10 protein-coding genes and 1 tRNA gene are annotated in these 11,293 nt (G+C 60.5%); 4 read left to right on the forward strand and 7 right to left on the reverse strand.

The window, feature by feature from the left end; genetic code table 11:
- Window positions 1-76 precede the first annotated feature (76 nt).
- The 4 genes from araD1 to chvE all read right to left on the reverse strand — a co-directional run bounded on the left by araD1 (window position 77) and on the right by chvE (window position 5,355).
- Complete coding sequence (gene araD1, locus LB552_RS06765) at window positions 77-1,072, reverse strand: AraD1 family protein (protein WP_224603054.1); 996 nt, start codon at window positions 1,070-1,072, stop codon at window positions 77-79.
- 203 nt (window positions 1,073-1,275) lie between these two features.
- Window positions 1,276-2,568 (reverse strand): multiple monosaccharide ABC transporter permease, encoded by a 1,293-nt coding sequence (mmsB, locus tag LB552_RS06770; protein WP_224603056.1) that lies wholly within the window; start codon window positions 2,566-2,568, stop codon window positions 1,276-1,278.
- Window positions 2,565-4,097: a multiple monosaccharide ABC transporter ATP-binding protein gene (gene mmsA, locus LB552_RS06775; protein WP_224603067.1), complete on the reverse strand. Its 1,533-nt coding sequence runs from the start codon at window positions 4,095-4,097 to the stop codon at window positions 2,565-2,567. The genes mmsB and mmsA overlap by 4 nt, the downstream gene beginning before the upstream one ends.
- A 187-nt stretch (window positions 4,098-4,284) precedes the next feature.
- Complete coding sequence (gene chvE / locus LB552_RS06780) at window positions 4,285-5,355, reverse strand: multiple monosaccharide ABC transporter substrate-binding protein (protein WP_095765887.1); 1,071 nt, start codon at window positions 5,353-5,355, stop codon at window positions 4,285-4,287.
- Window positions 5,356-5,648: 293 nt separating this feature from the next.
- Between chvE and LB552_RS06785 the strand changes: the two genes are divergently transcribed.
- The 3 genes from LB552_RS06785 to LB552_RS06795 all read left to right on the forward strand — a co-directional run bounded on the left by LB552_RS06785 (window position 5,649) and on the right by LB552_RS06795 (window position 8,118).
- Window positions 5,649-6,638: a LysR family transcriptional regulator gene (locus LB552_RS06785; RefSeq protein ID WP_095765886.1), complete on the forward strand. Its 990-nt coding sequence runs from the start codon at window positions 5,649-5,651 to the stop codon at window positions 6,636-6,638.
- Window positions 6,639-6,740: 102 nt separating this feature from the next.
- Window positions 6,741-7,076 carry a protamine-2 (modular protein) gene (locus LB552_RS06790; protein WP_095765885.1) on the forward strand — a complete coding sequence of 112 codons (336 nt, stop codon included), beginning with the start codon at window positions 6,741-6,743 and terminating at the stop codon, window positions 7,074-7,076.
- A gap of 241 nt (window positions 7,077-7,317) precedes the next feature.
- Window positions 7,318-8,118, forward strand: a complete 801-nt coding sequence (locus LB552_RS06795) for an HNH endonuclease (protein ID WP_224603069.1) — start codon at window positions 7,318-7,320, stop codon at window positions 8,116-8,118.
- Window positions 8,119-8,147: 29 nt separating this feature from the next.
- Here the strand turns inward: LB552_RS06795 and LB552_RS06800 are convergent, their stop codons facing one another.
- Complete coding sequence (locus LB552_RS06800; RefSeq protein WP_224603071.1) at window positions 8,148-9,719, reverse strand: hypothetical protein; 1,572 nt, start codon at window positions 9,717-9,719, stop codon at window positions 8,148-8,150.
- A gap of 95 nt (window positions 9,720-9,814) precedes the next feature.
- Window positions 9,815-9,888: transfer RNA gene (locus LB552_RS06805), tRNA-Gly, on the reverse strand.
- Between the two features lie 138 nt (window positions 9,889-10,026).
- On the opposite strand from LB552_RS06805, the gene LB552_RS06810 reads away from it, so the two are divergent.
- Window positions 10,027-10,296, forward strand: coding sequence for a DUF6460 domain-containing protein (locus LB552_RS06810; RefSeq protein WP_224603073.1), 270 nt, complete (start codon window positions 10,027-10,029; stop codon window positions 10,294-10,296).
- A gap of 12 nt (window positions 10,297-10,308) precedes the next feature.
- On the opposite strand, the gene LB552_RS06815 is transcribed toward LB552_RS06810, so the two are convergent.
- Window positions 10,309-11,211, reverse strand: a complete 903-nt coding sequence (locus tag LB552_RS06815; protein WP_224603074.1) for a histone deacetylase — start codon at window positions 11,209-11,211, stop codon at window positions 10,309-10,311.
- Between the last annotated feature and the right edge of the window lie 82 nt (window positions 11,212-11,293).

Below are 11,293 nucleotides of genomic sequence, written 5' to 3' on the forward strand. Positions count from 1 at the left end.
CCGCCCTAGAATGACGAAGTGGAAGAGGCAGCTTCCTTCGCGCCCCTCTGGCCTGCCAGTCACCGGGAGATCGGCGCTACAGCGCCTTCACCGCCACCTTGACCGGCTTCTCGATCTCCAGCGGATTGCGCAGCGGCAGGCCGAAATCCGGCGCCTCGATCTCGAACGTATCGCCGGCCTCGGTCCTGATGCCATCGGCGAAGGAGAGCGTCGCGGTGCCGAACATATGCACATGCACGTCGCCCGGCTGGCGGAAGGCCGAATATTTGAAATGGTGGTGCTCGAGATTGGCGATGGTGTGCGACATGTTCGCTTCGCCCGACAGGAACGGCTTTTCCCAGAGCAGCTTGCCGTCGCGCCAGATGCGCGAGGCGCCGCGGATGTCGGCGGGCAGCTCGCCGATTAGGATTTCAGGGCCAAACGAGGCATTGCGCAGCTTGGAATGGGCAAGGAACAGATAGTTCACCCGTTCGGTGACGTGGTCGGAGAACTCGTTCGACAGCGTGAAGCCGACGCGGAACGGCGCGCCGTCATCGCCGATGACATAAATGCCGGCGATCTCCGGCTCCTCGCCGCCATCCTGCGCGAAGGCCGGCGACATCAGCGGCGCGCCGGGGGCCACCGCCATCGTGCCGTTGCCCTTGTAGAACCATTCCGGCTGCACGCCGACCTGTCCCTTGGCCGGCTTGCCGCCTTCGAGGCCCATGCGGAACATCTTCATGGAATCGGTGAGTTCCGCCTCGCCGCCCTCGCTGAGCTTCTTGTGCATGGAATCGCGCGTCGCCGCGGAACCGAGATGCGTCAGCCCCGTGCCGGTGAGGTGCAGATGCGCCGGGTCCGGATGGTTGATCGGCGAGACCAGCCTGCCCCTCTTATAGGCGGCATCGAGATCGACCGTCTCGCCATAGCCCTTGCGCTCGATCAATGCCTCGAGGCCCGTGCCTGTCCGCGCGGCCTCCATCGCCAGCGAATAGACGCTGCGCGCGCCGTTGATGACCCTGGTCTTGCCGCCGCCACTGCGGGCGACGACGCGGATCGTCTCGGCGTCGTCGAGGATCTGGGAGATCAGCATGTTTGAACCCTCTCTCATCTTGCCTGGCTGCCCGCGGGCAAACCTTGACCGGCGCGGCGCGGAGAAATCCGTGCCACGGTTGAAATTCTTCGTCCGGATTGCGCTCGCGAGCCCGGTCCTTGCCTGGACTTCTTGGCGCCGACGGGTTGCCGGCAGCTTCGCGATCTGAAACCCGTATGCCTCCTTAAGTCCGCTTCAGGTCTTCAGGCCTTGTTCTTGTTGTAGACGTCGAAGATGACGGCGCCGAGCAGCACCAGGCCTTTCACCACCTGCTGCCAGTCGACATTGACGCCCATGATCGACATGCCGTTGTTCATCACGCCCATGATGAAGCCGCCGACGACGGCGCCGATCACCTGTCCGACGCCGCCCATTGCCGAGGCGCCGCCGATGAAGACGGCCGCGATGACGTCGAGCTCGCTGCCGAGACCGGCAGCTGGCACGGCCTGGCCGAGGCGCGCCGCGATGATCAGGCCGCCCAGCGCCGAGAGCACGCCCATATTGATGAAGACCAGCAGGGTCAGCCTTTCGGTGTTGATGCCCGAAAGCTGCGCGGCCTTGGCGTTGCCGCCCATGGCGTAGATGCGGCGGCCGATGGTCATGCGCTTGGTCACGAAGACGAACAGCGAGATCAGCACGCCCATCACCAGCAGCACGACCGGCAGGCCCCTGTAGCTGGCGAACTGGAAGACCAGGAACAGCGCCAGCGCGCTGCCCACCAGCGTCTTGACGACGAACAGCGGGAAGGGCTCCGCCTCATAGCCGTGACGCTCGCGCTTGCGCCGCGTCCTGAAGCCGAAATAGGCGTAGGCGAGCACCGCGATGAGGCCGAGCACGACCGTCGTCATGTGCAGCGTCAGTCCGCTGCCGACGATCGTCTTGCCGGCGGCATTGACCGTCGGCGGTATCAGCATCAGCGGGCCGATCACGTCCGGAATGAAGCCGGAACTCAGCGCCTTGAAGCTGTCCGGCAGCGGACCGACCGAGGAGCCGCCGCCGAGCAGCGCCTGGCAGATGCCGCGGAAGATCAGCATGCCCGCCAATGTCACGATGAAGCTCGGTATCTTGTGATAGGCGATCCAGTAGCCTTGCGCCGCGCCGATCAGCGCGCCGACGATCAGGCAGACAATCGAGACCACCAGCGGATTCGAGAACATCCCAAGCGGCCAGATAACCATCATCATCGCCGCCAGCGCGCCGATGAAGCCGGCGACCGATCCCACGCTGAGGTCGATATAGCCGGCGACGATCACCAAGAGCATGCCGAGCGCCATCACGATGATGAACGAGTTCTGCTGCACCAGATTGCTGAGGTTCACCGGTTTGAACAGCGTTCCCGACGTCGTGTACTGGAAGAACAGCATGATCACGATCAGCGCGATGATCAGGCCGTATTCGCGCAGGTTCGTCGTCAGCGCCGAAACGGCGATACGCGGACCCTGTTTGACGTCCTCGGCGAGCCCGCTTTGCGGCGCGGGAGCGCTTTCTGTGCTCATGATGCTTTTCCTTCTCCGCGAACGATGGCGCGCATGATTTTTTCCTGGCTTGCGTCGCTTGCAGCCATTTCGCCGACTATACGCCCTTCGTTCATCACATAGATACGGTCGGAGATACCGAGCAGTTCGGGCATTTCCGACGAGATGACGATGATCGCTTTGCCCTCGGCGGCAAGGCGCGCGATGATCGTATAGATTTCGTACTTCGCGCCGACGTCAATGCCGCGGGTCGGCTCGTCGAGGATCAAAACCTCCGGATCGGCGAACAGCCATTTCGACAGCACGACTTTCTGCTGGTTGCCACCCGAGAGGTTGCCGGTCAGCTGGTAGACGCTGGAGGCGCGGATGTTGGTCTTCTTGCGGTAGTCATTGGCGACGCTCATCTCGCGCATGTCGTCGATGACGCCGCGGCTGGAAACGCCGGAGAGGTTGGCCAAAGTCACATTGTGCTTGATGTGGTCGATCAGGTTGAGGCCGTAGGTCTTGCGGTCTTCGGTGACATAGGCGATGCCGCTCGCCACCGCCTTGCTCACCGATGAGAGGTCGATAGGCTTGCCGTGCAGCGACACCTCTCCGGTGATGTGCCGGCCGTAGGAGCGTCCGAAAAGGCTCATCGCGAATTCGGTCCGGCCGGCGCCCATCAGCCCGGCGATACCGACAACCTCGCCCTTGCGCACATTGAGGTTGATGTTCTTGATCACCTGCCGCTCGGCATGGATCGGGTGGTAAACCGACCAGTCCTTCACCTCGAAGATGACGTCGCCGATCTTCGGCTCGCGCGGCGGGTAGCGGTCGTCGAGCGAGCGGCCGACCATCGAGGTGATGATGCGGTCTTCCGAGATGTCCTTCCTCGGCAAGGTCTCGATGGTGCGCCCGTCGCGGATCACCGTCACCTTGTCGGCGACGCGGTTCACCTCGTTGAGCTTGTGCGAGATCAGGATCGAGGTCATGCCCTGGCGCTTGAACTCGAGCAGAAGGTCGAGCAGCGCCTGGCTGTCCTTCTCGCTGAGCGAGGCCGTCGGCTCGTCGAGGATCAGGAGCTTCACTTCCTTGCTCAGCGCCTTGGCGATCTCGACCAGCTGCTGCTTGCCGACGCCGATATTGGTGATCAGCGTCTTGGGGTCTTCCTTGAGCCCGACCTTCTTGAGCAGGGCGCCGGTACGCGTCTCGTTGGCGTCCCAGTCGATGACGCCGTAGGTGGCGTGCTCGTTGCCAAGGAAGATGTTTTCCGTGATCGACAGCATCGGCACCAGGGCAAGCTCCTGGTGGATGATGACGATGCCGATATGCTCGCTGTCGTGAATGCCTTTGAAATGGCATTCCTGACCGCGGAAGATGATCTGGCCCTCATAGGTGCCGGATGGATAGACGCCCGACAGCACCTTCATCAGTGTCGACTTGCCGGCGCCGTTCTCGCCGACGACGGCGTGGATCTCACCTTCCTCGACGCTGAGATTGACGTTCGACAACGCCTTCACGCCGGGGAACGTCTTGGTGATGTCGCGCATCTCCAAAATCGTCGAGGCCATCAGGATCTGCTCCCTGGCGCAGGCCTTCCACTCGCGGAAAGCGTCTTGCGCGAAATCAACATGCCACAGTTTCGCTCATGCCTTGGCGGCATATGGCGCTGCGGTAGCCGGCAAAAACAATACCGGGGTCGCTTGCGAACGAAAAGGGGCCCTGCAGTCGCGCAGGACCCCTTCCTTTGAGACCGGATTACTTCAGCTCTTCAGCCTTGATGTAGCCGGAGTCGACGACCAGTTCCTTGTAGTTCGACTTGTCGACCTCATGCGGCGTCAACAGGATCGAGGGAACGACCTTGACGTCGTTGTTGTAGGTCTTGGTGTCGAGGCCGTCCGGCTTGCCGCCGGAGAGCACCTTGTCGACCAGCTGCACGGTGGCCTTGGCCAGCTCGCGGGTGTCCTTGAACACGGTCGAGTACTGCTCGCCCGAGATGATCAGCTTGACCGAGGCGGTCTCGGCGTCCTGGCCGGTCACGATCGGCCAGGGCTGGGCTTCCGTGCCGTAGCCGACGGCGCGCAGCGAGGCGGTGATGCCGCGCGACAGGCCGTCATAAGGAGACAGAACGCCGTCGACGCGGCTGCCGTCCGAGTAGTTGGCCGAGAGCAGGTTGTCCATGCGCGCCTGGGCGGTGGCGGCGAGCCAGCGCAAGGTGCCGACCTTGTCCATGCCCATCTGGCCGGACTTGATCTTGATCGAGCCGTCGTCGATCAGCGGCTGCAGGACGGACATGGCGCCGTTGTAGAAGAAGAAGGCGTTGTTGTCGTCCGGCGAGCCGCCGAACAGCTCCACGTTCCACGGCTTGGTGTTCGGGAAGCGCTCCTTGAGGCCCTTGACCAGCGAGTTCGCCTGGATCACGCCGACGCCGAAATTGTCGAAGGTGGTGTAGTAGTCGACATTCGGGGTCTTCTTGATCAGGCGGTCATAGGCGATGGTGACGACGCCGGCATCATTGGCCTTCTGCAGCGCGTCGGCCATGGTGGTGCCGTCGATCGAAGCGATGATCAGCGCCTTCGGGCCTTTGGTGATTTCGTTTTCCAGCTGGCTGAGCTGGTTCGGGATGTCGTCCTGCGCATATTGCAGGTCGACGGTGTAGCCGAGCGCTTCGAGCTGGGACTTGACGGCGTCGCCGTCATTGATCCAGCGCTGCGAGGTCTTGGTCGGCATCAGCACGCCGACGAGACCCTTGTCGGCGGCGTGCGCCGAATAGGTCGTGGCGGCAATGCCAAGGGCCGCGATGGCGGCCAGCGTCTTGATGATCTTCACGATTACTCTCCCTGGTTGATGGACGCGACACCTCGGGGCTTCGCGGGCCGCGCAGTCGAACAGGTGCGCTGGCGCGCCACTGTCGGCTTTATCGATCTCCGGTATCCTCCCAATCGGCCCCGCGGCGCAGTTTCAATCGATACGATTTCGCTCGTCGCCGACCCCTGCGCATCGGAACGCGCGGAGGGTGGGTCGCTTTGACATAACTGTCAAATGCGATCTTTGCTGGTTGCTATATCGATACTGGTATGGCTTAAGCGATCGATAGAAACTCGCACAGGAGACCGAAAATCATGGCGGCGTTGCGCGATCCCGATGCGATTTCAGGTGGTTACGAGAAATTGCCGCGAGATGGCGAGACGTTGCTGCGCAGCGGCCTCAGTCTTCGCCACATGCGCATGATTGCCGCCTTGGACGATCACGGGCGGGTGAGCGCCGCCGCCCAGGTCATGAACATCTCCCAGCCGGCCGCCTCGCGCATGATCGCCGAGATGGAAGCGGTGCTCGACGTGAAGTTGTGCGAGCGGCTGCCGCGCGGCGTGACGTTGACCCCTTACGGCCAGGCGCTCGCCCGGCGCGCCCGCTCCATCCTGCTGGAGATGCGGGAGGCCGACCGTGAGATTTCCGAGCTCAAGGCCGGCAAGGGCGGCTCCGTATTCCTCGGCGCGGTCACGGCGCCGGCGATCGAGCTGGCCGTGCCGGCGATCCGTGAGATCCGCCGCATCTATCCGCGCATCGAGATCACAATGCAGGTCGAGACCTCGAACGTGCTGGCCCGCGAGCTGATCGCCTCGCGCCACGACTTCATCATCGCCCGCATCCCGGACGATCTCAATCCGCGGCTCTTCGAATCGCGCGTCATCGGCGTCGAGAAGGCCTGCCTCATCGTGCGCCGCGGCCACCCGCTGGCGAGCGGCAAGATGGTGCGGCTGGAAGATACCGCGGCCTATGACTGGGTGTTCCAGTCCGGCGGCTCGCCGCTGCGCCAGGCGATGGAAAGCAACTTTTTGAACCGCGACATTCCGCTGCCCGACCGCATTCTCAACACCTCTTCGCTGCTGCTCACCTTGGTGATGGTGGCGCAGTCCGACGCCATCGCGCCGGTCTCGATCCAGGTCGCCAAGTTCATCCAGGGCGGCGACGGGCTGGCCGGCGCCATCGATGTCGTGCAGACCGAGTTCGACATCGAGGTCCGGCCTTACAGCCTGATCACGGTCAGGAACCGCGCGCTCTCGCCCGCCGCCAAGATGCTGCACGACTTCATTTTGCGCGAGGTGGGCTAATGGAACGAGAATGCTACTTGCACGTTCAAACCGATCGGTCGCTCCCTGGAGCCCGTTGCGGGTGAGGAAGGGCTGCCGTGGCCAACAGCTCGGGAGGTTTTTATGGAACGTCGGTTGTTTCTCACCGGAATGCTTGGCGTTGCGGGGGCGGCAGCGCTTGCAAGCCTGGCCGGTCCCAGCAAGGCCGTTGCCGGTATTCCCGCCGGCAACGGAATTCTGGATGAATTGGATAAGCCGGATCCGGCCATCTACGAGGAGGATGACCAGGCCGATCTGCTGCAGCCAGCCCAGTACTACCGCCGTCGGTATTACCGTGATCGGTACTACCGCCGCCGCCGGCGCCACGTTTGGAGAAGGGTCTGCCGGCGCTACTGGCGCCATGGCCGGCGTCATGTCCGCTGCTGGCGCCGCCGCGTCTGGATCGGCTTCCGGCTCTAGAGCATGATCATCTAGGTCGATAGCGACCATGTATCCGGGCTGCCGGGTGAATCGCTGACTGGGGTCTTGCATGGATGTGCAAGACCCCAACGCTCGCTTTACAAACAGCCGAATTAGCCCTCGCGCAAGCTGCCCGGCCTAAGGGTCGACAGCCGTTCGGTGGCGATTAAGGAAAGGATTCGGAAGTTATACGAGGTGAGAAAACATAGATGAGAGCAATGGTCTGATGCGATCTTTGCTGATGAGGCAGCACGACTATCAGCTAGACGGGCGTTGCGTCTTCTGCCGAGTGAATCTCGATAGCTTACCTCCTGACGACAGAACCGACGAGCATATAGTTCCTCTCTCGCTTAATGGGACGTTGGTGATCCGAAATGGGGCATGTAAAGAGTGTGCCCGGCGCTCAAACACCAGCTATGAACAAGCCGCGTTAAACAACGACTTGTTGATTGCAAGAAGATTGCTTGAACTAAAATCGCGGCGCCGAGGTGGAAAGTCGAAGTCCGCATCGCTGCCGCCGGTCGCTATTGGAGACGTCGCGAGCGGCGGAGGGATTTTTGACAAAGAATTGTCGAAAGACGATTACCCTCAGTATTTTAGCCTAGTCGTTTTCAAGCCTCCAGGAATTCTTTCTCAGACTGACATGGGCTCCGACCTGACCCAATTTCGATTGCACTGGTTCAATCTCGGATTTGAGAAAACCCCTGCAGATGTGACTACCCGAGCGCCGTTTATAAACGGCCCTTTCGCCATGATGTTGGCAAAAATCGGATATTGCTACGCGATGGCGGAATATGGCGAAGCGTACTTCGACGCCACGGACATTAGAGACCTACTCCTCGGCAACCGTGCCGACGTCTACAACTTTGTTGGCAACACCGAGACCCCCGAGCGGCTCTCCTCACGCGAACTGCATAGTTTGTACTTTCGACGTCGTGGAGAATGGTTGACAGTCCTGGTGCATCTTTTCGCGTCGTGCTACGGCCCGCAGAACACCAATGTTTGCACCCCCTATGAGGTGGTGGTCGGACGCGCTTTCTAGAGCGCGGATCTAGGCGATGGGTGAGGCGTTCAAACAGCCAAGCGTGGCGAAGACTTTATCTGATTCTTCGATGAAATAACTTCGCTGCCATCGATCGAAAAACTCAAGCCGTCGTTGCTCCATGTAAATGCCATCTTGTGCAAAACACCGACTTTGAGATGTTTGAGGTCTAGATCCAAAGAATGATGGCCTGATACCTCATGCCAAGTTTCAATGCGGCTCTTTTCGCGGAAATGTTGCCAAATGTTTATCTGGCGCCAGCCATCTGCCGAGCAATAATGCAGCAAATAGCGCCCAGAAATTTCTGAAAGTTCCTCACCAAGATGAAACTCGACGACGATCGTCCCTGTTTCCGGCATGTGGAATTGTTCATCTATTACAGAACCTCCGACGCCCTGCAGCGGATGAGAGCCAAGCAGGGAGAATTTTGGCGGAAGCCTAAACTCAGCGGCGTAATTGGGTAGTACGGCATGGAATGTCTGAATTGGATCTCCACCAGATTTAGCTTTTCGGTCTAGGAACCTACCTGTGACCACTGCTGCGCAAATCTGAGGGTGTTTAGACAGTTCCCGCTCCAGCATGGGCCACGCTTCATCCAGCACATCCTGAAAATGCTTAGAGTCGCGATATGGGATTTGGAGGTGAACAACACCAGGAGCGTCAGACGGCAGCTGGTTGCTGGCGTCTCTCAATAATCTTTTCAATCGATCCGATTGCTTTGGATCAGCGCATGGTCTCGCTTCAACCCGCCAGACCTTCCTTGCGGAAACCGCGCCGTATTCAGCGCCAAACGAGACTGACCTGGCGCCGCAAAGTTGGGGAACGGGAAGTGGCAAAGGCATTGTCTCCCCCTTCTTCAGCAAAAGAGAAAGATTTATAGTACATCCGTTAACTTCTCCGCCGGCTTGACGCGGGTAATTTCGGATCAAGTCCGTCGCCAAGGACAGGACCGGATTTGCGTCGGATGGCTTGACAATGCTCGATGCAGAGATGCTCACACACAGACTGTGTGGAGATCGGTCCAGGACTTTCGATAAAGCCATTTGAAGGTCCAGCCACACCCGGTCTTCGAAGCGGACATCGTCCAACAAGCTTTTGCATTCAACGAAGACAAGCTGGTCGGAACCGATAACAAAGTCCGGGCTCTTCTGGCCTGGGTTCACGCTTTCCGGGATTAGTGAAACCGGAAGTTTGAAGTGCAAGTAATACATCGCGTAGATAAAAACCTCGAAGGCAGTCGAAAAAAACTGCGTGTCGGATATGAATCTCGAGAGAAGGCTTTCAAAGTGCGGGTCATGCTTGATTTGCGTGAGACAAAAGCGGAGGTCTAGTACGAAAAACGCCTCCTCGGTTAGTTGCAACGAGCCGGCCTTGAGTGATTTGCCAATACCCTCTTGTAAATCATGCCAAGCGACGGCGAAGGGATGTGTCCTCGCCAAACGACGGAAATGCTCGGGGAGACCCTTGGCCGTCGCGTATTCGGTGTAGCCTCTCATGAGCCGGGTGAATATGGGCTCGGAAACAAGGCTTCTGAGAGACGCTGCGCATGCCGAAAGATTGTCGAATGTGATTGGGTTTAATGTGGTCTCCTCGTTGCTCATTTGGACCCAATCGTGAACATGCGCTGTAAAACCAACGGTAAAACCACTGTTTTCAGTGCTGAGGATGCCGAGTCTCAAACCTTTGCGGTGCAAGCTGGAGCGGGTAGCGGGAATCGAACCCGCGCGTTCAGCTTGGGAAGCTGACAAGCTACCATTACATCATACCCGCTTCGGCCACCTCGTTAACATGATGGCAGGGCGTCAAGCAATCGGCAAAGCGGAACCGCGGCTCCATTGCTTGATGCCTTTCCGCGGAATGCGTATCTCTGATGTCGTCCCGCCCGAATCGGGCGGCTCGAACCGGAGGATGGCCTTGTCCGCACTGACGCGCTTTCTTGGCGACACGCCGCTCAGGGTGTTCCTGAAGCTGCTCGTGGTCTCCTTCCTCGTCGGCCTCGTCATGCATGCTTTCGGCTGGTCGCCGATGGACGTCTTTTACGGCATCCGCCAGTTCTTCGTCGATTTGTGGAATCTCGGCTTCCACGCCGTCGACCGCTTCCTGGGCTATATCCTGCTCGGCGCCGCGATCGTTGTGCCGGTGTTCATCCTGCTCAGGATCGCCAGCTACAGGAAATAGCTCGGCGCGGCCTCACGCATATCGCGACGCCACCTCGAACAGGATAGCGTGACGCGCGGCCAGCGCCGGCACGTCGGTCGAGTAACCGCCGCCGATGACGCCGCACAGTGGCACGCCCTGCTTGCGGAAATGGCCGATGACCATGTCTTCGCGGGCGCTGAGACCGTCGTCGGTGAGCGCCAGCCGGCCGAGCCTGTCTTCGGCATGGACATCCACGCCGGCATTGTAGAAGACGATGTCCCAATGCCTTTGCCCGGAGAGTTCCGGCAGGATGGCGGCGAGCCGTTCGAGATAGGCGTCGTCGCCTGTCCCGTCCGGCAAGGCGACGTCGACGTCGGAGGCGATCTTTCGCACCGGGTAGTTGCGCTCGCCATGCATGGAAAAGGTAAAGGCGCGAGGCTCGTCCTTGAGAATGTCGGCCGTACCGTCGCCCTGATGCACGTCGAGATCGACGACCAGCACGTTTTCGACGGCGCCTTCGGCCAGCAGCGCCAGCGCGGCGACGGCGACATCGTTGAAGGTGCAAAAGCCCGCGCCTTGCGCGCGCCTGGCATGATGGCTGCCGCCGGCGGCGTTGCAGGCAATGCCATGTTTAAGCGCCAGCCTGGCAGCCAACACCGTACCCGCGGTGGCGAGCTGCGCTCTCAGCGACACGCGCGGACCGATCGGAAAGCCGATCTCGCGCTCTATTTTCGCCGGTACCTGGCAGGCGATCACCTGATCGACATACCCCGCCGCGTGCGCCAGCTTCAGGCGTGCGGCCGGTGCCGGTTCCGGCATCGAGAGCGCGCCCGGCGCGGCTAGACCGCGTAAGCGCAAGGCCTCCATCAAAAGCGGATATTTGCTCATCGGAAAGCGATGGTTGACGGCGAAGCCTGCGTCATAGTCGGGGTGATGGACGATCTGCAGCGGCATGAATTGGTGGCTGCGCCAGGTTTGCAATTCGGTTGGCAGCCCGGCGGATATGGTTGCGTGATGCCGGCAAACTGGGGCACAT

The organism is Mesorhizobium sp. CA7, assembly GCF_020165015.1.
In the GTDB taxonomy this organism is placed as follows: domain Bacteria; phylum Pseudomonadota; class Alphaproteobacteria; order Rhizobiales; family Rhizobiaceae; genus Mesorhizobium.

Excerpts from the sequence above, each read along its gene's own strand:
- araD1 (WP_224603054.1), bottom strand. The coding sequence starts at position 1,072 with ATGCTGATCTCCCAGATCCTCGACGACGCCGAGACGATCCGCGTCGTC.
- mmsB (WP_224603056.1), bottom strand. The coding sequence starts at position 2,568 with ATGAGCACAGAAAGCGCTCCCGCGCCGCAAAGCGGGCTCGCCGAGGAC.
- mmsA (WP_224603067.1), bottom strand. The coding sequence starts at position 4,097 with ATGGCCTCGACGATTTTGGAGATGCGCGACATCACCAAGACGTTCCCC.
- LB552_RS06785 (WP_095765886.1), top strand. The coding sequence starts at position 5,649 with ATGGCGGCGTTGCGCGATCCCGATGCGATTTCAGGTGGTTACGAGAAA.
- LB552_RS06790 (WP_095765885.1), top strand. The coding sequence starts at position 6,741 with ATGGAACGTCGGTTGTTTCTCACCGGAATGCTTGGCGTTGCGGGGGCG.
- LB552_RS06795 (WP_224603069.1), top strand. The coding sequence starts at position 7,318 with ATGAGGCAGCACGACTATCAGCTAGACGGGCGTTGCGTCTTCTGCCGA.
- LB552_RS06800 (WP_224603071.1), bottom strand. The coding sequence starts at position 9,719 with ATGAGCAACGAGGAGACCACATTAAACCCAATCACATTCGACAATCTT.
- LB552_RS06810 (WP_224603073.1), top strand. The coding sequence starts at position 10,027 with ATGGCCTTGTCCGCACTGACGCGCTTTCTTGGCGACACGCCGCTCAGG.
- LB552_RS06815 (WP_224603074.1), bottom strand. The coding sequence starts at position 11,211 with ATGCCGCTGCAGATCGTCCATCACCCCGACTATGACGCAGGCTTCGCC.